Source organism: Pseudomonas sp. AC136 (assembly GCF_979258585.1).
This window is the reverse complement of sequence record NZ_OZ409865.1, coordinates 162,551-184,717: the sequence shown is the minus strand read 5'-3', so window position 1 is coordinate 184,717 and position 22,167 is coordinate 162,551. Positions and strand designations below refer to the sequence as shown.

Annotated in this window: 19 protein-coding genes and 1 tRNA gene; 7 read left to right on the top strand and 13 right to left on the bottom strand. The window is 61.6% G+C overall.

Annotation, left to right across the window (positions count from 1 at the left end):
• Window positions 1–8 precede the first annotated feature (8 nt).
• Window positions 9–1,919: an ATP-binding cassette domain-containing protein gene (locus ACZZZU_RS00795; protein WP_463549420.1), complete on the bottom strand. Its 1,911-nt coding sequence runs from the start codon at window positions 1,917–1,919 to the stop codon at window positions 9–11.
• Between the two features lie 345 nt (window positions 1,920–2,264).
• Here ACZZZU_RS00795 and ACZZZU_RS00790 point away from each other — a divergent pair, with 345 nt between their 5' ends.
• Window positions 2,265–4,190 carry a transglycosylase SLT domain-containing protein gene (locus ACZZZU_RS00790; protein WP_463549419.1) on the top strand — a complete coding sequence of 642 codons (1,926 nt, stop codon included), beginning with the start codon at window positions 2,265–2,267 and terminating at the stop codon, window positions 4,188–4,190.
• Window positions 4,191–4,351: 161 nt separating this feature from the next.
• On the opposite strand, the gene ACZZZU_RS00785 is transcribed toward ACZZZU_RS00790, so the two are convergent.
• From ACZZZU_RS00785 to ACZZZU_RS00760, 6 genes are all read right to left on the bottom strand, one after another.
• Entirely contained in the window at window positions 4,352–5,152 is an 801-nt protein-coding gene (locus ACZZZU_RS00785) for an MOSC domain-containing protein (protein ID WP_463549418.1), read from the bottom strand.
• Window positions 5,153–5,310: 158 nt separating this feature from the next.
• Window positions 5,311–6,237, bottom strand: a complete 927-nt coding sequence (locus ACZZZU_RS00780) for a chemotaxis protein CheV (protein ID WP_463382976.1) — start codon at window positions 6,235–6,237, stop codon at window positions 5,311–5,313.
• A 175-nt stretch (window positions 6,238–6,412) separates the two neighbouring features.
• Window positions 6,413–7,321, bottom strand: a complete 909-nt coding sequence (yegS, locus tag ACZZZU_RS00775; RefSeq protein ID WP_463382977.1) for a lipid kinase YegS — start codon at window positions 7,319–7,321, stop codon at window positions 6,413–6,415.
• Between the two features lie 60 nt (window positions 7,322–7,381).
• Window positions 7,382–8,941 (bottom strand): FGGY-family carbohydrate kinase, encoded by a 1,560-nt coding sequence (locus ACZZZU_RS00770; RefSeq protein ID WP_463549417.1) that lies wholly within the window; start codon window positions 8,939–8,941, stop codon window positions 7,382–7,384.
• An 11-nt stretch (window positions 8,942–8,952) separates the two neighbouring features.
• Window positions 8,953–10,545 (bottom strand): glycerol-3-phosphate dehydrogenase/oxidase, encoded by a 1,593-nt coding sequence (locus ACZZZU_RS00765; protein WP_463549416.1) that lies wholly within the window; start codon window positions 10,543–10,545, stop codon window positions 8,953–8,955.
• A complete protein-coding gene (locus ACZZZU_RS00760) occupies window positions 10,542–12,134 on the bottom strand; it encodes an FAD-binding oxidoreductase (protein WP_463549415.1) in 1,593 nt (530 codons plus the stop codon). Before ACZZZU_RS00760 ends, ACZZZU_RS00765 begins: the two co-directional genes overlap by 4 nt.
• A 134-nt stretch (window positions 12,135–12,268) precedes the next feature.
• Between ACZZZU_RS00760 and gliR the strand changes: the two genes are divergently transcribed.
• Window positions 12,269–13,294, top strand: a complete 1,026-nt coding sequence (gene gliR, locus ACZZZU_RS00755; protein ID WP_463549414.1) for an AraC family transcriptional regulator GliR — start codon at window positions 12,269–12,271, stop codon at window positions 13,292–13,294.
• Between the two features lie 50 nt (window positions 13,295–13,344).
• Here gliR and ACZZZU_RS00750 read toward each other — a convergent pair whose 3' ends face one another.
• From ACZZZU_RS00750 to moaB, 3 genes are read right to left on the bottom strand one after another with little or no spacing between them, the layout of a single operon-like run.
• Window positions 13,345–13,989, bottom strand: coding sequence for a hypothetical protein (locus ACZZZU_RS00750; protein WP_463549413.1), 645 nt, complete (start codon window positions 13,987–13,989; stop codon window positions 13,345–13,347).
• Between the two features lie 10 nt (window positions 13,990–13,999).
• Window positions 14,000–15,214, bottom strand: coding sequence for a molybdopterin molybdotransferase MoeA (locus ACZZZU_RS00745; protein WP_463549412.1), 1,215 nt, complete (start codon window positions 15,212–15,214; stop codon window positions 14,000–14,002).
• Window positions 15,211–15,750 carry a molybdenum cofactor biosynthesis protein B gene (gene moaB / locus ACZZZU_RS00740; RefSeq protein ID WP_122495379.1) on the bottom strand — a complete coding sequence of 180 codons (540 nt, stop codon included), beginning with the start codon at window positions 15,748–15,750 and terminating at the stop codon, window positions 15,211–15,213. The genes ACZZZU_RS00745 and moaB overlap by 4 nt, the downstream gene beginning before the upstream one ends.
• A gap of 77 nt (window positions 15,751–15,827) precedes the next feature.
• Here moaB and mobA point away from each other — a divergent pair, with 77 nt between their 5' ends.
• The 4 genes from mobA to ACZZZU_RS00720 all read left to right on the top strand — a co-directional run bounded on the left by mobA (window position 15,828) and on the right by ACZZZU_RS00720 (window position 17,388).
• Window positions 15,828–16,439, top strand: coding sequence for a molybdenum cofactor guanylyltransferase MobA (gene mobA / locus ACZZZU_RS00735; protein ID WP_463549411.1), 612 nt, complete (start codon window positions 15,828–15,830; stop codon window positions 16,437–16,439).
• A gap of 255 nt (window positions 16,440–16,694) precedes the next feature.
• A complete protein-coding gene (locus tag ACZZZU_RS00730; protein ID WP_463382985.1) occupies window positions 16,695–16,916 on the top strand; it encodes a YgdI/YgdR family lipoprotein in 222 nt (73 codons plus the stop codon).
• Between the two features lie 99 nt (window positions 16,917–17,015).
• A tRNA-Pro gene (locus tag ACZZZU_RS00725) sits at window positions 17,016–17,092 on the top strand.
• Window positions 17,093–17,196: 104 nt separating this feature from the next.
• Window positions 17,197–17,388: a hypothetical protein gene (locus tag ACZZZU_RS00720; RefSeq protein ID WP_122450560.1), complete on the top strand. Its 192-nt coding sequence runs from the start codon at window positions 17,197–17,199 to the stop codon at window positions 17,386–17,388.
• A 3-nt stretch (window positions 17,389–17,391) separates the two neighbouring features.
• Here the strand turns inward: ACZZZU_RS00720 and ACZZZU_RS00715 are convergent, their stop codons facing one another.
• Complete coding sequence (locus ACZZZU_RS00715) at window positions 17,392–17,628, bottom strand: glutaredoxin family protein (RefSeq protein WP_463382986.1); 237 nt, start codon at window positions 17,626–17,628, stop codon at window positions 17,392–17,394.
• 42 nt (window positions 17,629–17,670) lie between these two features.
• Window positions 17,671–18,801 carry a DUF5610 domain-containing protein gene (locus tag ACZZZU_RS00710; RefSeq protein ID WP_163016657.1) on the bottom strand — a complete coding sequence of 377 codons (1,131 nt, stop codon included), beginning with the start codon at window positions 18,799–18,801 and terminating at the stop codon, window positions 17,671–17,673.
• A gap of 292 nt (window positions 18,802–19,093) precedes the next feature.
• Between ACZZZU_RS00710 and ACZZZU_RS00705 the strand changes: the two genes are divergently transcribed.
• Window positions 19,094–20,395 carry an OprD family porin gene (locus tag ACZZZU_RS00705; protein ID WP_122495369.1) on the top strand — a complete coding sequence of 434 codons (1,302 nt, stop codon included), beginning with the start codon at window positions 19,094–19,096 and terminating at the stop codon, window positions 20,393–20,395.
• 381 nt (window positions 20,396–20,776) lie between these two features.
• Here the strand turns inward: ACZZZU_RS00705 and cysS are convergent, their stop codons facing one another.
• Window positions 20,777–22,159 (bottom strand): cysteine--tRNA ligase, encoded by a 1,383-nt coding sequence (gene cysS, locus ACZZZU_RS00700; protein WP_463549410.1) that lies wholly within the window; start codon window positions 22,157–22,159, stop codon window positions 20,777–20,779.
• Window positions 22,160–22,167 lie beyond the last annotated feature (8 nt).

The following is a 22,167-nucleotide window of genomic DNA, read 5'->3' as shown; positions in this document are numbered from 1 at the left end:
CAAACAGATCAGGCGTCCAGCTCTGCCCAGCGCTCAACAAGCGCGTCCAGTTCTTGCTGCAGGGTTTCCAGGCTGGCCAGCACTGCTGCGGTTTCGGCAGCAGGGCGTTGGTAAAAGGTCGGCCCGGCAATTTCTTCATTAACCTGCGCGATCTTGGCTTCCTGCGCGTCAATCAGACCCGGCAGGCTTTCCAGCTCGCGTTGCAGCTTGTAGCTCAATTTCTTTTTCGCAGGCTCTTGTGCCGGTGCGGCAGCCGGCGCAGCAGCGCTAGGCGCGGGCGCCGTGGTTTCCGGTTTGCCCGACTTGCTCTCGCCCACGCCGAGCAAGCGTGGCGATCCGCCTTGGCGCAGCCAGTCCTGATAACCGCCCACGTATTCGCGCACCTTGCCTTCGCCTTCGAACACCAGCGTGCTGGTGACCACGTTGTCGAGGAATGCCCGGTCGTGGCTAACCATCAACACGGTGCCGGCGAAGTTGGACAGCACTTCCTCCAGCAGTTCGAGGGTTTCTACGTCGAGGTCGTTGGTCGGTTCGTCCAGCACCAGCAGGTTCGCCGGTTTGCTAAACAGCTTAGCCAGCAACAGACGCGCACGCTCACCGCCGGACAACGCTTTCACCGGCGTTCGGGCGCGCTGCGGGCTGAACAGGAAATCGCCGAGGTAGCTGAGCACATGGCGGTTCTGGCCGTCGATTTCGATAAAGTCGCGGCCTTCAGCCACGTTATCAATCACGGTTTTTTCCAAGTCCAACTGATGGCGCAACTGGTCGAAGTACGCCACCTCCAAACGAGTGCCCACTTCCACTTTGCCCTGGGTCGGTTGCAGGTCATCCAGCATCAGCTTGAGCAAGGTGGTCTTGCCGGTGCCGTTGGCCCCGAGCAGGCCGATACGGTCTTGACGCTGAAGCACCATGGAAAAGTCCTTGATCAACATCGGACCGCCGGCGTGGGCGAAGCTGACGTTGTCCAGCACCATCACTTGCTTGCCGGACTTCTCCGACGTATCCAGCTGGATATTCGCTTTGCCGGTGCGCTCGCGGCGTTCGCTGCGTTCTACGCGCAACGCTTTCAGCGCACGTACGCGGCCTTCGTTACGGGTGCGGCGGGCTTTGATGCCCTGGCGAATCCACACTTCTTCCTGGGCCAGACGCTTATCGAACAAGGCGTTGGCGGTTTCTTCGGCCGCCAGTTGCTGTTCTTTGTGCTCCAGGAAGCTGGCGTAGTCGCCGTTCCAGTCGATCAGGCCGCCACGGTCGAGCTCGAGAATGCGCGTCGCCAGGTTTTGCAGGAAGGAACGGTCGTGGGTGATAAACAGCACAGCGCCCTGGAAGTCTTTGAGGGCGTCTTCCAACCAGGCGATGGCGCCGATGTCCAGGTGGTTAGTCGGTTCATCGAGCAGCAGCAAGTCCGGCTCGGACACCAGCGCCTGCGCCAGCAGCACGCGGCGACGCCAGCCGCCGGACAGTTCGGCCAAGGTTTTGTCAGCCGGCAATTGCAGGCGGCTCAAGGTGCTGTCGACCAATTGCTGCAAGCGCCAGCCATCTTTGGCTTCGAGTTCTTGCTGCACGTGCATGAGCTTGTTGAGGTCTTCGTCGGTGACGATGTTCATGCTCAGGTGATGGTATTCGGCGAGCAGCGCGCCAACGCCATCTAGGCCCTCGGCCACCACGTCGAACACGGTACGGCCATCGGCTACCGGCAGTTCCTGCGGCAGCTCGCCGATTTTCAGACCGGGGGCGCGCCATACGCTGCCGTCGTCTGGCACACGGTCGCCTTTGACGATACGCAACAGGCTGGATTTACCGGTGCCGTTGCGACCAATGATGCACACCCGCTCGCCTCGGGCGATCTGCCAGGAAATCTTGTCCAGCAGCGGCATTGCGCCATAGGCCAGGGAAACATCAGTGAACTTGAGCAGCATGGTCGCCTCGAGGGAATAGCTGCGGCCGTGGCGCGATGCACGACAGCCGCTGGAAATCTCTTCGCCACACGCTTTTCGCGTTGGCAAAACTGGGCGCGCATTCTACCGAGTTGCGCCCCTGGCCGGGTGGCATTTTTTTGCGCAAGCGGTCTCTGTGGGAGCGGCTTCAGCCGCGATTGCTGCAAACGCCTTGGGAAAAGCATCGCGACTGAAGTCGCTCCCACAAAACCTCCCGACAGGCTCATGGTGCTTTCGCTTTCTCGACCGCCCGGCAAAAGGCTAAGCTACCCAACTTGAGCGCCCAGTCATCGGCGCGCCTTTCAGAATTTTCAGCTCGGAAGTGTCATGCGCGGTCGTCTGCTCTGCCTGTTTTCCTGCCTGCTTCTCTCCTCGGTCACCCTCACCGCCTCTGCGGCCACCAGCCTGGCGCAGCAGCGCTTGTTTTATGACGAGGCCAAACGCGCGCTCGCCAAAGGCGACAGCGGCCCGTATCGGATGTACGCCAACGCCCTGTCCGACTATCCGCTTGAGCCATACCTGGCCTACGACGAATTGACCGCCCGGCTGAAAAGCGCCAGCAATGCCGAGATCGAGAAATTTCTGGCCGAGCATGGCGACCTGCCGCAAGCCAACTGGATGAAACTGCGCTGGTTGCGCTGGCTGGCGGAGCGTGGCGACTGGAAGCCGTTCGTTAAGTACTACGACCCGAAAATGAACTTCACCGAACTGGACTGCCTCAACGGCCAGTACCAGCTCATCCATGGCCTGACCGCCGAAGGCTACGCCAGCGCGGAGAAACTCTGGCTGGTGGGCAAGTCGCAGCCCGACGCCTGCGAGCCGCTGTTCAACATGTGGGCCAACGCCGGCCAGCTCACCGAAACCATGCGTTGGAAACGCCTCAAGCTCGCCGTGCAAGCCCGTAATTACAGCCTGGCCACCCACCTGACCCAGACGCTGACCACGCTTGCACCCCAGGGCAAACTGATGATCGACGTGGCGCAAAAGCCGACCATGCTGACCCAGACTGGCCGCTTCGCCCCGCCCAGCCAGACCATGGCCGATGTGGTCAGCATTGGCCTGCGCCGTTTGGCCAAGCAAGAGCCGGAAAAAGCCATCAGCCTGCTTAACGATTACGCCCAGCGCTTGCCGTTTTCGATGGAAGAAAAAGTGGCCATCGCCCGCGAAATCGGCCTGAGCCTAGCGAAAAACTTCGACGATCGCGCCCTGCCGATCATGACCCAATACGACCCGGAGCTGCGCGACAACACCGTCACTGAATGGCGCGCGCGGCTGCTGCTGCGCCTGGGCCGTTGGGGCGAAGCGAACCAGCTGATTCGTCGTATGCCGGCCGACTTGGCAAACACCAACCGCTGGCGCTACTGGCAGGCGCGTAGCCAGCAACTGGCCGAGCCAAACAATCCCGGCGCGCTGGTGCTTTACCAACCGGTGTCGAAAGAACGCGACTTCTACGGCTTTATGGCCGCCGATCAGTTGAAAACGCCGTACCAGTTGACCAACAAGCCGCTGCTGCTTGATCCGAAGCTCGTGCAAAAAGTGCGCAACACACCGGGCATTCGCCGTGCGCTGGAATTTCATGATCGCGGCCAGATCGTCGACGGGCGCCGCGAGTGGTACCACGTCAGCCGCTTGTTCAGCCGCGACGAGTTGGTGGCGCAAGCGCGTTTGGCCTATCAGAAACAGTGGTACTTCCCGGCCATTCGCACCATCAGCCAGGCGCAGTACTGGGACGACCTGGACGTGCGATTCCCCATGGCGCACCGCAATACGTTGGTGCGCGAGGCCAAAGTGCGCGGCCTGCACTCGAGTTGGGTATTTGCGATTACGCGCCAGGAAAGCGCGTTTATGGACGACGCCCGTTCCGGCGTGGGCGCCAGCGGGCTGATGCAACTGATGCCGGCCACGGCCAAAGAAACCGCGCGCAAATTCAGCATCCCGTTTGCCCCGCAGCAATTGCTGGATCCGGACAAAAACGTGCAACTGGGCGCGGCGTACCTGAGTCAGGTACATGGCCAATTCAACGGCAACCGCGTCCTCGCCTCTGCCGCTTACAACGCCGGTCCCGGGCGCGTGCGCCAATGGCTGAAAGGCTCGAACCACTTGGCGTATGACGTGTGGGTGGAAACCATCCCGTTCGACGAGACACGCCAGTACGTGCAAAACGTGCTGTCGTACGCCGTGATCTACGGCTTCAAACTCAACGCGCCACAGCCGCTAGTGGACTGGCATGAGCGGTTCTTCGACGATCAATAAATCGGCGCGCCTGTAGGAGCGGCTTCAGCCGCGATGCTCTTTCAATCAAAAGCATCGCGGCTAAAGCCGCTCCTACACTCCAACACCACGCCGTCATCCCCGCGCAGGCGGGGATCCAGAATCTCGAAGGCAACCAACCAACCCGAGCGAAGCGCCGCGGGCTACTCCAACACCTCTACATCCATCCCCACCGCAATCTCCCCTGCCCCTTCATTAATCAGGTTTTGCCCGAAATACACTTCGCCTTCGCGCTCGCGGTAGGTTTTCAGGGTGGTGAGTGGCTCGCGGTCCGGGCTGCGTTGGCCGGTTTGCGGGTCGATGGTGGTCATGATGCAGCGGGTGCAGCCTTTAACCACGCGGAACTCTGTGGTGCCGATGCGGATGCGTTTCCAAGTGTCTTCGGCATAGGGCTCGCTGCCTTCCACCACCAGATTGGTGCGAAAGCGCAGCATCTCCAGCGGACGGCCGACACGGGCAGACAAATCGTCCAACGAAGCCTGACCAATCAGCAGCAATGGAAAGCCATCGGGAAAACCCACTTTCTCCGTTGGCCCGAGACTGCCCGGAATATCCCGCGCGCGTTCCACTGGCACATGCACCAGGCGGCAGGCTTTGCCGAGAAAGCGACTGAGCCAATCCGCCGCTTCGTCGCCGGCATCCGGCACCACCATGTTGTCGCTCCAGATAAACGCGCCGCGCACATCAGCATCCGGGTCGGGCACCGGCACATCCAGCGCGGGGAAACCTTCGGCGTTCAGCGTCAGGCCGCCTTCGGCGTTCCATAACGCTGAGAGCTGCGACATATGCGCCATCGCCCGCTGCGTGAAAAACCGCCCATTGCTGGCATCCACCAACATCCAACGGCGGTCGCCGACCATGCCGATGCTATCGATCTGCGCGCGCGGCAAGCTTTCGCCAATGGCGGATTTCAACGGAAAGCGGTAGAGCGCGGAGAGACGCATGACGAGGTCCTGAAAGAAGGCACAGGCGACCGTTATACGGAATGGGTGGGGTGGCGCTCAAGGGGCAAAAAGCATCGCGGCTGAAGCCGCTCCTACAAACAGCTCGGTCACTGTGGGAGCGGCTTCAGCCGCGATTGGCCACGCCTGGAAGCAAATCGTTACTCGTCGAGCATCAAGCGCTCGCGAATGACGTCCACCAACTTGTCCGGCTGAAACTTGGACAGGAAGTTATCGCAGCCCACTTTCTTCACCATCGCTTCGTTAAAGCTGCCCGACAGCGAGGTATGCAGCACCACGTACAGATCTTTCAGGCGCGGGTCGCTGCGGATTTCGGTGGTGAGGCGGTAGCCGTCCATTTCCGGCATTTCGGCGTCGGTGAAGATCATCAGCAGCTTGTCGGTCATCACGTGACCTTCGTCGGCCCACTTTTTCAGCTGATTAAGACCTTTCAGCCCGTCGGTGGCCACATGCAGTTTGAGGCCGAGCTGGGACAAGGTATCGCGCAGTTGCGCCAGGGCGACGCTGGAGTCATCGACCAGCAGCACTTCGCGGCCACGGGCTTTTTCCAGCACCGGGTCGGTGAGGCGGTCGCCGGTAATGGTGGCGTTGTACGGCACGATTTCGGCCAGCACTTTTTCCACGTCGATGATTTCCACCAACTGCTCTTCCACTTTCGTGATGGCCGTCAGGTAGTGCTGGCGGCCGGCGCCACCGGGCGGCGGCAGGATGGAATCCCAATTGAGGTTGAGAATGCGGTCAACGCCGCCGACCAGGAACGCCTGAACCGAGCGGTTGTATTCGGTAACGATGATGGTGCTGCGCTCATCCGGCACGATGGGGCGCATGCCGATGGCTTGGGACAGGTCGATGACTGGAAGCGTCTGGCCACGCAGGCTGACGACGCCGCACACGAACGGATGGCGGTGCGGCATCAGGGTCAGTTTTGGCATTTGCAAAACTTCCTGCACCTTGAACACGTTGATGGCGAAAAGCTGCCGGCCTGCCAGGCGGAACATCAGAATTTCCAGGCGGTTCTCACCCACTAGCTGGGTGCGTTGGTCCACTGAGTCGAGAATGCCGGCCATGCTGTGCTCCTGTTGTGTCTGTCGAGTCTAGCTGTTGCTTGCAACCTTATCGGCTGCATGTGACACAACTGAAATGTGTCCGCGCCAAAGGGTGCCATCATGCCGTGCCATCACTGCAAGCACCAGCACAGCGCCGAGTCTGCGCTGCCTTGGCGGGCGCGTCCACGACCTCTAATCAGGGTAGCAGTGCCTGGCCCAATAGCGGCGAACCAGGCGGCAGGTGCACGCGCAACGCCGCCGGCCGGGCATTGAAGCGCAGCGCGCGGCTTTCCAGCGGTTCGCCATCCAGATTGAGGTCGAGCCCTTCCGGCGCCTCGATTTCAACCCAGGGCAGGCGCGCATTGATCGACACACTCTCCAGCCCAAGAATGCCGCCCGACAACAGCGTGCCCAACGTACCGACAACATCCTGTGGCGCCGGCACGATGCAGATATCCAGCAGCCCATCGTTCACGCATGCCTGCGGGCAGAGCATATGGCCGCCGCCGGCCTGGCGACCGTTGCCGATGCCCAGGGCCAGAAAGTCGCCTTCCCAGGAAAAGTCCGGGCCTTTGAAGCGCCCGAACGCGGCGTGCACATCCGAGAACCGCGTCAGCCCGGTGAGCAAATACGCCGCCCCGCCCAATACGCGCTTGAGTTCTTCCGGCGTATTCGCGGTGATTTTCGAACCGAAGCCGCCCGTGGCCATGTTCAGGAATAGCTGCCCGTCGACCTCGCCCATATCAATGGGCAGCGCCTCCTCATCCAGCAGTGCCAGCGCTTCGAGCGGCAAAAGCGGCACGCCAGCGGCGCGGGCGAAATCATTGGCGGTGCCCAGCGGCATCAGCGCCAGGCTGGCATCGCTGTCGGCCAGGGCCATGGCTTCGGCCACGTCGCGCAGGGTGCCGTCGCCGCCGCCCGCGATGATCGTTGGATAACCGGCGGCCAGCGCCTCGCCGACCAGACGCTGGGCGTCACCGCCCTCCCACGTCACGCGTACGGCCAAGTCCCAGCCGGCATCGCGCTGGGCTTGTACGGCGGCGCGCACGTCTTCGTTGAGGGCTTGTTTGCCATGCAGAATCAGTAAGGCTTTGCGCTCGTTCATCAATTAATCCTTTAGTGGCCCGCCAGGCCACCCAGACGTGACGACGTCGCTGTGACACGCCTAGGACGGGTAGCCGGTGATGCTGCGAATGCTTTGGTACAACGGTTTGAGTTGCTTATACATCCGTTGGTACACCTCGCGGTACAAGCGTTCATAGATTCGTTGCGCCGACGGGTTGGGCTCGAACACGCGACCCACGCGGGTCATGGCAGCGATGGCGGTGGGAAAGTCCGAATGCAGGCCCAACCCCACGGCGCAATCGATGGCCGCGCCCAGCCCCGAGGTTTCGTAAACGTGCGGGCGCTCGGCGGGCAGGCCGAAAATATCTGCCGTCAGCTGCATGGCCGCATCGCTTTGCGAACCGCCGCCCGATACGCGCAGACGGGTGATTTTGCTGCCCGAGCGTTTCTCGATCTGTTCCTTTCCCTGGCGCAGCGCATACGCCAGCCCTTCGAGAATGGCGCGGTAAATATGCGCGCGGGTGTGCACGTCGCCGAAACCGATGATCGAGCCCTTGGCCTCCAGCCCCGGCTCGCGGATGCCGGGCGTCCAGTACGGCTGCAACATCAGGCCCATGGAGCCGGCCGGCACGCTGTTCACCAGTTCGTCGAACAACGCCTCGGGCTCGACGCCCAGCTCTTTGGCGCGCTGCATCTCGCGCAGGCCGAACTCTTGCTTGAACCAGCTGACCATCCAGAAGCCGCGATAAATCATCACCTCGGTATTGAAGTGATCGGGAATCGCTGCCGGAAACGGCGGAATCAACGGCACCGTTTCCAGGTAAGTGCGCCGCGTGGTGTTGATGGTCGCCGTGGTGCCATACGACAAACACGCCGTACTCGGCTCCACCCCGCCCGCCCCCAGCACCTCACAGGCTTTATCGGCGCCAGCGGCAATCAGCGGCAGGCCTTCGGGAATGCCGGTATGGCGGCTGGCCTCGGCACTGATCACGCCCAGGCGCTCGCCCGGTTTCACCAATTCCGGCAATTGCTGCTCGCGCACCGGCATCGCCTGCCATTTCCAATCACGGCGCCCGGCCCACTTCAGGCGCTTGTAATCGAACGGCAGGTAACCCACGCAGCACGCCACCGAATCAACGAACTTCCCGCACAAACGGTGGGTAAGGAAACCGGAGAGCAGCAGCACTTTGTCGGTTTTGGCCCACAGGGCCGGCTCCTGTTGCGCCAACCAGTTCACCTCGGCCTGGGCGCGGAAGTAATCAACGGTGGCCTCTTCGCGAATCAGCTTGAACAGCCAGCCCCACGGCCCCTTGATTGCGCCGCGAACCTCGGCGCGGCGCTGGTCGAGCCAGAGAATAGCCGGACGCAACGGCGTGCCTGCGGCGTCGACGGTAATGATGGTGCCGCGCTGGGTGGTCAGCGACACGCCTTTGATCTGGCTTTTATCGATGTCCACTTGCTGCCACAACAGCCGACACGCTTCGCCCAGGCTGTGCCAGTAATACTCGGGATCTTGCTCGGCCCAGCCGGGTTGCGTGGAGTAATACGCCTGCAAATCTACCTTGCCCTTGCCGAGCAGATTGCCCTGCAAATCAAACAGCAAGGCGCGCACGCTCTGGGTGCCGTTATCGATGGCCAGCAGGTAACTTTTTTCGCTCATGGCTCGGGCCTTTATTGTTCTTTTGCCGGCAGGCTGTAGCAGCGCTGCCATAGGCTCAGGTACTGCTGTTGTTCCTGCTGCCAGCGCTCATCGCTCCAGCCGAGGCGCCCCTGGCAGACCTGCTGAATGCGCGGTAAAAACGCGGCGCCGCCGTTGGCCAGCAGCAAACCCAGCCGCGTGCGGCGCAGGAGCAAGTCATCCAGGTGCAGCACCAACTCGTGTTCCGCCGCGAAAGCCAATTCGGCCCACAACGTGTCGGTGGCGCCGACGCTTTCAACCCCGAGCTGTTCCAGCAGCGCCTGCAACAACGGCAACTGGCAACCGTAGCGACCCGCCAGGCGCCGCTGTTGCATAGCGCCCAACCCGGCCAGCATCACGCTCGGCATCGGCCGAAACACGGCGCTGCCGTTATCGCTGACGGTTTTGCCCAGCATCGGCGCGCAAGCGTTGAGCACTTCCAAAGCCAGTAAGCGAAAGGTGGTGAGCTTGCCGCCGGCCAGCGTCACGGCGCCGGGTTCGGTCCACAGCACATGCTCGCGTTTTTCATCCGACGGTTTCAGGCTGCCCGCGCCGCTGGTAACCACCGGCCGCACGCCGGCCCACGTCGACAGCACGTCAGCTGCGCCAATGTTGGCCTGGAGAAACTGCTGCTCGCAGGCGCTGAGCAGGTAGTCCACTTCGACTTGGCTAATGCGGGCTTCCTGGTCGATGTCGTCGGCGTGGTCGAGGTCGGTGGTGCCAATGACCGTGGCGCCTTCCCACGGAAAGACAAACACCGGCCGCCGATCACTGGCATGCATAAAGCTGAACGCGTGAGCCACCGGCAAGCGCCAGGCCGGCACCAGCAAGTGACTGCCGCGCAGCGGGCGGATGTGCTCGTCGGTGTGCGTGCTGCGCAAACGGTCGGCCCAGGCGCCCGTGGCCTGCGCCACCATCCCGGCCTTGAAGTGATAGCGCTGACCGCTTTCGCTGTCTTCAGCCGTAAGGCCCACCACACGGCCGTCAGCGCGGTTCAGCTCCACCACCTTCAGGCCATTGAGCGCTTCGGCGCCGTCGGCCCGCGCTTCGCCAAGCACGCGCATCACCAGGCGGGCGTCGTCGGTGACGGCATCGTAAAACCGTGTGCCGCCTTGCAGTGCGTCGTCCTTCAAACCCGGCGCCAGGTAGCTCAGCTCGGCTTTGCTAAAAAACTGATGGTTACGTTTGCCCGCCAGCGCGTCGTACACCCGCAGCAAGCCACCGAACACCTTCGGGCCGGGAAATTGGCCGTGGTAATGGGGCATCACAAAGCTAAGCGGCTCGACCAACCCTGGCGCCTCGCCCAGCAACCGTTGGCGCTCGTGCACGGAGTCGCGGGTCAGCTTGAACTGGCCTTTGGCGATATACCGCAGTCCGCCGTGGACCATCTTCGACGAACGACTGGACGTGCCCCAGGCAAAGTCGCGCTGCTCAATCAGCAGGCAACGCCAACCGCGCCGCGCCGCCTCGCGCAAAATGCCAGCGCCACTGATGCCGCCGCCGACCACAATCACATCCCACTCGCGCGCAGCCAGCTCCGCCAGCGCCGAGGCACGCCAGGCGGCGTTCCACTGGGGGGCGGTCATTTCAGCAACACACCTGGATTAAGGCGTTGGTCCGGATCGAAATGATCAGCCATGGCCTGCAGCGCGGCGATGCCCAGCTCGCCCTTCTCCACCGGCAAGTACGGCGCATGGTCGCGGCCAACGCCGTGTTGATGGCTGATGGTGCCGCGGTTATTCACCACGGTGCTACTGGCCAGATGCTTGAGCTTCTGCCAGCGCGCGTGGGTGGTGGCGTAGTCGGTACCGGGGCGAAACACGTACGTGGTGTAGATGCTCGAGCCTTCGCCGTACACGTGGGACAAGTGAGTGAACACATGCACCTGCTCGCCTTCGTCCGTCAGACCGCCGCGCAGGCTGGCTTCGATTCTGTTCAGCAGGCTGTCCACATTGGCCCAGTCGGTGGCCGTTTCCAGCGTGTCTACCGCATACCCGGCCTGCCACAACCCCTCACGCAGGTACGGGAAACGAAAGCGCCCCTCTGCCCATTTCTTCCCAAGCAAGGTGCCGGTGAACACGCCACCGAAACCCTTCAGCAGTTTTTTCGCCTGCTTCAACGACAGCGCGTTCTGCGCGCGATTGCCGGTGACACCAAAGGTCAGCATGCACTTGCCGTCGCGCGCGCCGCGCAGGGCCAGGTATTTCTCCAGCCAGGCGATCTGCTCGGGGTGGCCGGCCAGGGCCAGTTGGGTTTTGGTTTCGATGGCATTGGACAAACGCAGCATCGACAGCGGCACCCGCGCCTGCCCCAAGGTGCGAATCGCCTCCAGCGCCTGCGGCCACGAAGGTAAAAATACGGAATAGAATTTCTCGTCGACCGCCAGCTTGGTGACCCGCACCTGCACCGAGGAAATCACGCCAAATCGTCCTTCGGACCCGAGCACCAATTCGCGCAGATCCGGGCCGGCGGCCGAGGCTGGAAATGTAGGAATCTGCAAGGTGCCAGCAAAGGTCTCCATCGTTCCGCCGGCGAACAGCTGCTCTATGCGCCCATAGCGCAACGACTGCTGGCCACTGGAACGGCTGGCCACCCAACCGCCGAGGGTCGAGAGCTCCCACGACTGCGGAAAATGGCCGAGCGTGTAGCCGCGAGCGCGCAACTGGCTTTCCACCTGCGGGCCATTGGCGCCGGGGCCGAAAGTGGCGATCAGGCTCTGCTCGTCGAGCTCCAGCAGGCGACTCATGCGCTCCAGCGACAGGGTGAGCACCGGCTTGTCGCCGGCTTGCGGATTGATATGCCCCGCCACCGAGGTGCCGCCGCCGTAGGGGATAACCAGCACGTCTTGGGCCGCAGCCCAGGCGAGCAGCTCGCGAATTTGCGCGGGGGTTTCCGGGAAGGCGACGCCATCGGGAAACACCTCGAAGCGCCCTTCGCGCATCGCCAGCCAGTCCGGCAGGCTTTGGCCACGGGCGTGACGCACGCGGGTTTCAGCATCGGTGCTCACCAACGGGTGAATGGCCAGGCGCGAGACCGGCACCTGGGCCAGCACGTGGGCCAGAGTGGCATCCGGCAATGGCTGACCGGGGCCGATCAACTCAGCCAGAAACGCGCCGCCATGTGCCGGCAACTCCACCACCGTGGCCTCGTCACCCCAACCGTTCCAACGCCGCATTGCTGTCTCCTTGTGCCAGTTTCGGACGTGCTCTATGGGTACGTATACTAGCGAGCCGCTTGGGAAGGTCACTGTCGAAACAAGACAGCCAAAGTGGCCAATCAAGACAGTCCACCCAGAACAAGAAAAACGCCATGCAAGCACTTGGCTACACCTCCGTTCCCGCCCTGCTCAAATACCTGCGCCACGCCGAGCACCTGGGCGTAGACACGGCCGCTGCGCTCGCCGCTGCCGGCCTCACCGCCAGCGACCTCGACGACAACAGCCGGCGTCTGCCCAGCGAAGCCCACGAAAAACTCCTAGCGCATTTGCTGCGCGAATCCGGCGACCCGCTGTTCGGGCTGCATGCCGGGCACTTTACTCAGCCGGGGTCGTGGAGCGTGCTGGGCTACATCACCATGAACTGCGCGACGCTGGGCGAGGCCATGAGCCGCATCGTGCCGTACGAAAAATTGGTGGGCGACATGGGCGTCAGCCGCCTGGAACCGGCGGGCGACCACTTGCGACTGATTTGGAGTTGTCGGCACCAGCCGGCCGATATTCGCCGGCATATGGTCGAAAACGTGCTGACGTCCTGGCTGCTTTACGCGCGCTGGATCGCCGACATGGACCGCTCGCCCCAGGCGGTATGGTTCGAGCATCCGCAGCCGCCAGGTACCGAGCTTGCCGAGTACGAACGCGTGTTCGGTTGCCCGGTGCACTTCGAACAGCCGGTTAATGCGCTGCTGGTGCCGATGGAGTACCTCCACGTGCCGCTGCGCCAGGCCGATGCCAACTTGCTGCGCACCTTGGAAGAACACGCCCTGACCCTGATGGCCGGGCTGGACGAAGGCGAGCCGCTACCGCTACGGGTGAAAAACGCCCTGCGTTTGCTGCTCAAGGATGGGCTACCGCGTAAAGAACGGGTGGCGGAAAAATTCGACATGACCGTGCGCACCCTGCAACGGCATTTGCAATTGGCGGGCACCAGCTATCAAGAGATTCTCGACCAGTTGCGACAGGAACTGGCTGAGCACTACCTGACGCGCAGTACGTTGCCGGTGCAGGACATTGCGTATTACCTGGGGTTTACCGAATCGCGGTCGTTTCACCGCAGCTTTAAAGGCTGGACGGGGATTACGCCGGGGGAGTATCGGGAGCGGCATCGTAAGGGGGGGTAGGTGTTGGGTTGGACGAGGTGTGCGTCTGCTCGATGGGGTTTCGGATTGGCTCAGTTGCTTCGCCTGGCTTGAGATTCTGGATTCCGAATTGTCGGACCACCGCCTGCGCGGGAATGACGGAGGATTTTCCAGACACCACCGTCATTCCCGCGAAAGCGGGAATCCAGAGTTTCTGAGCGGAGTTCGGTTCCGGGTTCGCCACATTTCCCGCGTCGGAATAGATCACCAAGCGCCTCGATTGCTTTACCCGGCGAGAGATTCTGGATTCCCGCCTGCGCGGGAATGACAGTGATGGATGAAAAACCTCCGTCATCCCCGCGTAGGCGGTGGTCCGACAATTCGGGATCCAGAGTTTCGGAGCGGAGTGCAGTGCTGGATTCGCCACCTTTCCCGCATCGGATTGGATGGCCGATCGCTTCGGTTGGTTTGTTCGGCGAGAGATTCTGGATTCCCGCCTGCGCGGGAATGACAGTGATGGATGAAAAACCTCCGTCATCCCCGCGTAGGCGGTGGTCCGACAATTCGGGATCCAGAGTTTCGGAGCGGAGTGCAGTGCTGGATTCGCCACCTTTCCCGCAACGGAATGGATGGCCGATCGCCTCGATTGCTTTGCCCGGCGGAAGACTCTGGATCCCGAATCGTCGGACCGCCGCATTCGCGAGGATGACGGTGATAGATGAAAAAACCTCCGTCATCCCCACGCCTCTAATTCAACACTTCACTCAACGGAATAAAATTCACGCTATCCCCTTCCCCCAACGTCTGCCCTTCTGGCACTTCCACCAGCCCTTCAGCCCACGCCGCACTGCGCAGCACGCCCGAGCTTTGGTTGCTGTAAAGCACCGCCCTGCCGTCTTCAATCCGCGCCCGCAAATATTCGCGGCGCTCGCTGGCAGTACGCCAGACAAACCCGGCCGGCACCGGAAACCGCAGCGGTGTGACTTCGCTCACGCCCATACGCCGCAGCAAATACGGCCGCGCCAGCAGCGCAAAGGTCACCAGCGTAGACGCCGGATTACCCGGCAGACCAATCACCGGCACGCCACGGAAATGGCCAAACGTCAGCGGCTTGCCCGGTTTAATCGCCAATTTCCACAGCGTCAGTTCGCCTTCTTCGCGCAGGGCATGGCCGAGGAAATCCGCCTCGCCCACTGACACGCCACCGGTGGAGAGAATCAGGTCCACCCGGTCAAAACCGCCGAGGCGCTCGCGGGTTTGCTCGAGGTTGTCCGGCAAAATGCCGCCGTCCACGACCTCGCAACCCACCTGCCGTAACCATTGGCAAAGCAACGTGCGGTTGCTGTTGTAGATTTGCCCAGGGCCAAGGGGCTGGCCGGGCTCGATCAGTTCATCGCCGGTCGACAACACGGCCACACGAGGACGGCGAACCACGCTGAGTTCCGCCACGCCAAGGGTGGCGCACAGGCCGAGTTTGATCGCGTTCAAACGCGTGCCAGCGACTAGAACCGTCTCGCCGACCCGCGTTTCCTGGCCTTGCGGGCGAATGTTCTGGCCGACTTTCAGTGGCTCGGTAAAACGCACGCGGCCGTCTTCCAGCACCTCGGTGTTTTCCTGCATTTCCACCACATCGGCACCCGCGGGAACCGGTGCGCCGGTGAAAATCCGCGCGCAGGTTTCGAGCTGCAGCGGTTGCGGCGCCTGGCCGGCGAAAATGCGTTGGCTCACGGGCAATGGCTCGCCCTGCCAATCACCCACGCGCAGGGCGTAACCGTCCATAGCGCTGTTGGGCCAGGGCGGTAGATCCAGGGTGGCGATCAACGGTTCGGCCAACACCCGACCGTGAGCGTCTGCTAGCACCACGCGCTCGGTTTCGGCGATGGGCGTGGTTTCGGCCAGCGTCAGCAAGCGCTCCAGGGCCTGCTCGACCGGCAGCAGCGCGCTGCGTTTGCCCTCACTCATCCGCGCGTCTCGCAGGGCGCGGCTTGCTTGAGGTGCGGCACGAAATTGCATGGGCGGTGACGGTTATCCAACTGTTCGGCGAGGATGCCGTCCCAGCCGGTGCGGCAGGCGTTGGTCGAGCCCGGCAGGCAGCAAACCAACGTGCCGTTGGCAAGCCCGGCGAGGGCGCGGGATTGAATGGTGGAGGTGCCGATATCCGGCACGGATATCTGGCGGAACAGCTCGCCAAAACCATCGACTTGTTTGTCCAGCAAACACGCCACCGCTTCCGGCGTGCTGTCGCGACCGGTGAAGCCGGTGCCGCCGGTGATGAGCACGACTTGCACCGTGTCTTCGGCAATCCAGGTGGCGACCTGGGCGCGAATTTTATAGAGGTCGTCTTTCAGCAGCACGCGGGCGGCGAGGTTATGGCCAGCAGCGGTGAGGCGGTCGACAAACAGTTGACCCGAGGTGTCGGTTTCCAGCGAGCGGGTGTCGCTGACGGTGAGAACGGCGATATTCAGGGGCACAAAGGGTGCATCAGCCTTGGTGTTCATAGGCTCAAATCCGGTTGTGGGGGAGGCAGGTCGGTGTTTATATCACAGCCCTCGCCTCTCTCGCGCCGGAAGCCTGCATGACCGATTTGCCGACCCTGCCCGCCTGTTCCGTTCTGCTGTTAGCCGGTGGCCGTGGCCAGCGCATGGGCGGCCAAGACAAGGGCCTGGTGCACTGGCGCAACCAGCCATTGATCGCCCATTTGCACGCCCTCACCCGGCCGCTCACGGACGACCTGATTATTTCCTGCAACCGCAACCACGCTTCCTACGCGCCTTATGCCGATGGGCTGGTGAGTGACGACAACGCTGATTTCTGCGGCCCGCTGGCCGGCATCCGTGCGGGTTTGGCGGTGGCGAAACACGATTGGTTGTTGGTGTTGCCATGCGATGCGCCGCTGATTGATTTGGCGCTGATCGAAGCCATGCGTGCCGCCGCGCATCAGCAACAAAAGCCGCTGATGCTGCGTCGCGGCGCGCAATGGGAACCGCTGTTCAGCGTGGTGCCCACCTCCATCGCCGCTGGTGTTGACCAGGCCTGGCAAGCCGGCAAGCGCAGTCCCCGGCAGGCGTTTGAATTGCAGGGCGCGGTGTATTTGGATTTGGCGGAAGACGATGGGCGTTTGGCGAATTTGAATACGCCGGAGTTGCTGGCCCACACAGAACGCCAGGCAAGTTCCGGACACTCGTAGGAGCGAGCTTGCTCGCGAAGCGTGTGATCGTGAACAGCTTCGCGAGCAAGCTCGCTCCTACGGAACCTGCGCAGGTCACAGCGATTACTGGAAAGGTGTTCTCTTGGAAAACCGAGTAAAGGCCATCGCGACTAAAGTCGCTCCCACAACTTGGCCTGCGCTACTGAACTTGGCCGCTTCGCTTGCGTCTCATGCTTCGTGAAAAAAGCTGAACCACCTGCGCAGACGTCGGTCTGCGCGCATCGGAGAATAACTATGAATCAGCGGATCATCCCCGCCTTTGTTTTAGCCGCTGGCCTTGTTGCCCTTGCCGGCTGTTCGTCGCCGTCAGTGATCACCTTGAACGACGGTCGCGAGATTCAAACCGTTGACCAACCCGAGTACGACAGCGACTCCGGGTTCTATGAATTCGAGCAACTGGACGGCAAGCGCACCAAGGTCAACAAAGACCAAGTGCGCACGGTGAAAGAACTCTAAGGCTGCGCCCAGCCGACTAAAAGGGGCTAGCGCGGCCAAGAAAAATTTCCGCCTAACCCCTTGTGCACTAAAACTTTTTCAGTAAAATCTGGCCTCATTCGGAGTGTAGCGCAGCTTGGTAGCGCGTCTCGTTCGGGACGAGAAGGTCGCAGGTTCGAATCCTGTCTCTCCGACCAATCCCTGAAAAACCCGCCCTCTTGGCGGGTTTTTTATTGGCCGCGTTTTGGCCTTTACTGGATGCTGTGCAGCCAGCCCACATCTTCTTAAAAGAGAGCAAACAATGAGCGCGGAAAAAACCGTAAACGGTTATGTGATCAAGCAGATCGGCGCCGGAAATTGGTGGGTGTGTTCGGCCGCTGGCGAGCAAGTGGCCGGCCCGATGCCCACCGAGAAAATGGCTTGCGAAGTGGCCGAGGTATTTCAGGACACGCCAGCCTCTCCTCGCCGTCGCGGCGAGTCGCGCGACGACTAACGCTTACTGAAGAAAGGCGACAATCTGGTCGGCATCGAACGGCCAGTTCAACTCCGCACCGGTGTCGCAGCGGCGCAGCACCGGAATGCGCAGGCCGTAGGTTTCCACCTGCGTTTCGTCTTCACCGATGTCGACCAGTTCAACCAGCAAACCGTGTTCAACAAACGGCATCAGCAACGCCTCGGCCACCTCACATAGGTGACAGCCCAGGGTGCCGAAGAGTTGGCATTCGGGAAGCATGACTGCGCCTCAAGCAAAAAGATGAGGCGCAGTTTAGCCCACTCACTGACCGCTGGCAGCGGCGGTCGCGGTGGTGCTTTGCGCTTGCGGGGTGATCAAGCCTTTGAGGCCGTCAAGCAGGCGGTCGTTGAGCGTTTGCGCCTTATCGAGATCTTCCTGGTCGAAGCGATCATCCAGACTGAACGCGCCTTTGAGCAGGTCGGACATGACCTTCGCCGGATTATCCGACAAGCCGCTGGCCGTCTGCAGACCGTCCACCAAACTCTTGGCGTAATCGTTGAGCGCACTGTTGCTGGCGCCGGCTTTACTGCCGCCCGCCACCGAGCCATAGGTTTCGGTGGCGCGTACGCTGGCGGTGGTCATGTTCAGCGACATGCTCGCCAGTTGCGTGCCGTTGATATCCAGCTTCACCGCTTGGTCGAAGGCACCTTGCAGATCGCCGGAATAGAACTTGTCGGAGATGTCGGAAACCTTGCTGAACAAATCTTTCAGCGAGGCCATTTCTTCTTCGTTCAGGTCGCCGTCCACTTCCACCGAATAGCCGGCCACCTGCATGGTTTTGGTCGATGAGCCATCTGCAGATTTAGTGCTCTCGCTGGACGACGCATTGGCGGCCAGAATGCGTACTTTGTCGCCGTCCAGCGTGGTCAGGCTCATGTCAAAGCTCTGCGCCTGCGCTTGGTAATTGCGGTCGCTGTAGTCGCCGGTGATCGAGGTGCTTTCACCCGGTTGGGTGCCGCTGGCAGGCACGCCCAGGCTTTCGCCGAGCTTGTCCAGGCCAGCGGTAATTTTGCTGTAGGTTTCTTCGATGTCGGCGGCGACCTTGCCGCCCAGCACACCCAGCCCATCGAGAATTTTCTTCGCCTCAGCGAAGCCTTTTTCAATGCCTTTGCGTGCCTGCTCAAGCATGTCTTGCAGCTCGGCGTTGTCGGCGCCAGAGGCCGCTTTGCTTTTGATACCGCCTTCCACGAAGCCGAGAATGCGGTCGGCCACTTTGTCGGGCGTGTAGTTACTGGCTTTGTCGTTCAGGTCACCGGGCTTGAGGCCCAAACGGTCGGCCAGACGGTTGGCCAAGGTTTTCTGCGGATCGATGGCACCGGCGCCAGCGGACGAAGCGCCCACATTTCCAGTGCGCAGGTTGGTCGGCAGAAAAGCAGCAGATGAAGTAGCCATGGTCGTTTTCCTCGACGAGACATCTGCAAGGTTGACGACACCGTTTGCCAAAAGTTGAGGGCAATTCGCCACATGGCCGACCGATGGTCCTACGCGCATTTGGGAAAAACCCTATAGCGGAAGCCCTAGCACGCGGCTTAGCGGGCGGACGAAACGGCGCCTCGATGTGGCCCCGGCGCCCGGCCGACTAAGGTCTAAAAGGCGCTATCGATTTCCCCGTGCTTAGATTCACACGCGGTCACAAAACGGTCACACCACCACCGACCGATCCGCACACGAGGAGAAAACAATAATGAGCAAAGCTCACCTCGCCCACGCTGTAGCCCTGGCTACCGTTGGCACTTCGCTAACCCTTCCCACGCTTGCCTATGCAGACTTCATCAAAGACAGCAAAGCCAGCCTGGAGCTGCGCAACTTCTATATGAACCGCGACTATCGCCAGGATGGCAGCCCCAACCCGCCGGGCGTGACGGGCAAACCCGGCGAATTTCGCAGTAAGTCTGAAGAATGGGCGCAAGGCTTTTTGCTGCGCTATGAATCGGGCTATACCGACGGCACTGTTGGCGTTGGTGTCGACGCGTTGGGCACGCTGGGGGTGAAACTGGATTCCGGCCGTGGCCGCACCGGCACCGGCCTGTTGCAAGTAGACCGCGACACCGGCGAGGCGCAAGACACCTACGGCGACCTGGGCGTCACGGCAAAACTGAAAGCCTCGAAAACCACGTTGAAAGTCGGCGCGCTGATGCCCAAGGTGCCGGTGTTGCAAGCCAACGACTCGCGCCTGCTGCCGCAGATTTTCCAAGGCGGCCAGCTCAACTCGCTGGATATCGACAACCTGACCCTGGATGCCGGCCAACTGAAGCGGGTGAACTACCGCGACTCGTCCGACTACGAAGAAATGGTCATCAACGGCGGCGGCCGGCGCAACATCGTCGCCACGGCCGGGCTGACCAGCGATGAATTCAACTTCGCCTCTGGCAGCTACAAATGGAACGACCAGCTCACCACCGCCTACAGCTACGGCAACCTGGACGAGTTCTATAAACAGCACATCGTCAACCTCACCCATGTGCTGCCGCTGGCGGACAAACAGTCGCTGAAATCCGACATCCGCTACGCCCGCTCCCGCGACGACGGCAGCAGTAATGTCGATAACAACGCCCTGGGCGCCATGTTCACCTACAGCCTCGGTGGCCACGCCTTTGGCGCCGGTTACCAACGCATGAGTGGCGACACCGGGTTTGCCTACGTCAACGTCACCGATCCGTTCCTGGTCAACTACGTGCAGATCGGCGACTTCGCCAACAAAGACGAAAAATCCTGGCAGCTGCGCTACGACTACAACTTCGCCGCCATCGGCCTTCCCGGCCTGACGTTTATGACCCGCTACCTGAACGGCGACGATGTGGAGCGTGCAGGCGGCGACAACGATGGCAAGGAATGGGAACGCAACATGGACATCGCCTACGTGTTCCAGGACGGCCCGTTGAAAAACCTCGGCGTGAAATGGCGCAACGCCACAGCGCGGTCGAACTTTGGCAATGACCTGGATGAGAACCGGTTGATTGTGAGTTACACGGTTGGGTTGTGGTAAGGCGCTAACGCCCGGCCAGCACTTCGCGTGGCTTTTAAACTGTGGGAGCGACTTCAGTCGCGATGGCCGTTATGCGGTTCGTCGCCGGGATACCTTTTCCAGGGATCGCGACTGAAGTCGCTCCCACAGGATCGCGAAGGAATCCACCCACAAAAAACCCGCCAATCGGCGGGTTTTTTGTGATGCGCTAACGATCTCCCGGCCAGCACTTCGCGTGGCTTTTAAACTGTGGGAGCGACTTCAGTCGCGATGGCCGTTATGCGGTCCGTCGCCGGGTTACCTCTTCCAGGGACCGCGACTGACGTCGCTCCTACAGGATCGCGAAAGAATCCACCCACAAAAAACCCGCCAATCGGCGGGTTTTTTGTGATGCGCTAAGGATCAATCCGCCAAGCGCCAGGTGGTCCCGCCCTTGCCATCTTCCAGCACCACGCCCATGGCGGTGAGCTGGTCGCGGATGCGGTCGGATTCGCCCCAGTTCTTGTCGGCACGCGCTTGCAGGCGCGCGGCGATCAAGGCGTCTACTTGCGCGGCGTCCACTTTCCCTTCGGCGCCGGCACGCAAGAAGTCGTCCGGCTCCATCTGCAACACGCCCAGCACGCTGGCGAGCTCTTTCAAGCGTGCGGCCAAACCGGCAGCGGCCTGAGCGTCGCTGTCGCGCAGGCGGTTGATCTCGCGGACCATTTCAAACAACACGGCGCACGCTTCCGGCGTGCCGAAGTCGTCGTTCATGGCGGCGCTGAAGCGTTCAACGAATGCCTCACCACCGGCAGCCGGCACCGAGGGCAACCCTTTGAGCGCGTGGTAGAACCGCTCCAGCGCGCCCTTGGCTTCTTTGAGGTTGTCTTCGGAATAGTTGATCGAGCTGCGGTAGTGGCTCGATACCAACAGGTAGCGCACCACTTCAGGCTGATACTTTTCCAGCACGTCGCGAATGGTGAAGAAGTTGTTCAACGACTTCGACATCTTCTCGCCGTTGATACGGATCATGCCGCAGTGCATCCAGGCGTTGGCGTAAGGCTGGCCGGTGGCCGCCTCGCTCTGGGCAATCTCGTTTTCGTGGTGCGGGAATTCCAGGTCGTTGCCGCCGCCATGAATGTCGAAGGTGTCACCCAGGCAGCAGGTGGACATCACCGAGCATTCAATATGCCAGCCCGGACGGCCCGCGCCCCACGGCGATTCCCAGCTCGGCTCGCCGGGCTTCACGCCTTTCCACAGCACGAAATCCAGCGGGTCTTCCTTGGCTTCGTCCACTTCGATACGGGCGCCGATGCGCAGGTCTTCAACCTTCTTGCGCGAGAGCTTGCCGTAGCCGAGGAACTTGTTGACGCGGTAGTACACGTCGCCATTGCCGGGGGCGTAGGCGTAACCCTTGTCGATCAGGGTCTGGATCATCGCGTGCATGCCGTCGATATGGTCGGTGGCGCGCGGTTCCATGTCCGGCTTTTTGATGCTCAGGCGCGCTTCGTCTTCGTGCATCGCATCGATCATGCGCGCGGTCAGGGCGTCGAAGCTCTCACCATTTTCGCGGGCGCGGTTGATGATTTTGTCGTCGATGTCGGTGATGTTGCGCACGTACGTCAGGTCATAGCCGCTGAAACGCAACCAGCGGGTGATCAGGTCGAACGCTACCATGCTGCGACCGTGGCCGAGGTGGCAGTAGTCGTACACGGTCATGCCGCACACGTACATGCGCACCTTGTTGCCATCCAGGGGTTTGAACGGCGCTTTGGTTTTGGTCAGCGTGTTGTAAATCGAAAGCACGTTATGTC

Bases quoted from the DNA above. Each gene is read 5' to 3' on its own strand.
- ACZZZU_RS00770 (WP_463549417.1), bottom strand. From the start codon at position 8,941: ATGAGCGAAAAAAGTTACCTGCTGGCCATCGATAACGGCACCCAGAGC.
- ACZZZU_RS00795 (WP_463549420.1), bottom strand. From the start codon at position 1,919: ATGCTGCTCAAGTTCACTGATGTTTCCCTGGCCTATGGCGCAATGCCG.
- ACZZZU_RS00785 (WP_463549418.1), bottom strand. From the start codon at position 5,152: ATGCGTCTCTCCGCGCTCTACCGCTTTCCGTTGAAATCCGCCATTGGC.
- ACZZZU_RS00730 (WP_463382985.1), top strand. From the start codon at position 16,695: ATGAATCAGCGGATCATCCCCGCCTTTGTTTTAGCCGCTGGCCTTGTT.
- gliR (WP_463549414.1), top strand. From the start codon at position 12,269: ATGCAAGCACTTGGCTACACCTCCGTTCCCGCCCTGCTCAAATACCTG.
- ACZZZU_RS00720 (WP_122450560.1), top strand. From the start codon at position 17,197: ATGAGCGCGGAAAAAACCGTAAACGGTTATGTGATCAAGCAGATCGGC.
- ACZZZU_RS00790 (WP_463549419.1), top strand. From the start codon at position 2,265: ATGCGCGGTCGTCTGCTCTGCCTGTTTTCCTGCCTGCTTCTCTCCTCG.
- ACZZZU_RS00705 (WP_122495369.1), top strand. From the start codon at position 19,094: ATGAGCAAAGCTCACCTCGCCCACGCTGTAGCCCTGGCTACCGTTGGC.
- ACZZZU_RS00760 (WP_463549415.1), bottom strand. From the start codon at position 12,134: ATGCGGCGTTGGAACGGTTGGGGTGACGAGGCCACGGTGGTGGAGTTG.
- ACZZZU_RS00745 (WP_463549412.1), bottom strand. From the start codon at position 15,214: ATGAGTGAGGGCAAACGCAGCGCGCTGCTGCCGGTCGAGCAGGCCCTG.
- ACZZZU_RS00765 (WP_463549416.1), bottom strand. From the start codon at position 10,545: ATGACCGCCCCCCAGTGGAACGCCGCCTGGCGTGCCTCGGCGCTGGCG.
- ACZZZU_RS00780 (WP_463382976.1), bottom strand. From the start codon at position 6,237: ATGGCCGGCATTCTCGACTCAGTGGACCAACGCACCCAGCTAGTGGGT.
- mobA (WP_463549411.1), top strand. From the start codon at position 15,828: ATGACCGATTTGCCGACCCTGCCCGCCTGTTCCGTTCTGCTGTTAGCC.
- ACZZZU_RS00715 (WP_463382986.1), bottom strand. From the start codon at position 17,628: ATGCTTCCCGAATGCCAACTCTTCGGCACCCTGGGCTGTCACCTATGT.
- ACZZZU_RS00710 (WP_163016657.1), bottom strand. From the start codon at position 18,801: ATGGCTACTTCATCTGCTGCTTTTCTGCCGACCAACCTGCGCACTGGA.
- yegS (WP_463382977.1), bottom strand. From the start codon at position 7,321: ATGAACGAGCGCAAAGCCTTACTGATTCTGCATGGCAAACAAGCCCTC.
- moaB (WP_122495379.1), bottom strand. From the start codon at position 15,750: ATGAACACCAAGGCTGATGCACCCTTTGTGCCCCTGAATATCGCCGTT.
- ACZZZU_RS00750 (WP_463549413.1), bottom strand. From the start codon at position 13,989: ATGACGGAGGTTTTTTCATCTATCACCGTCATCCTCGCGAATGCGGCG.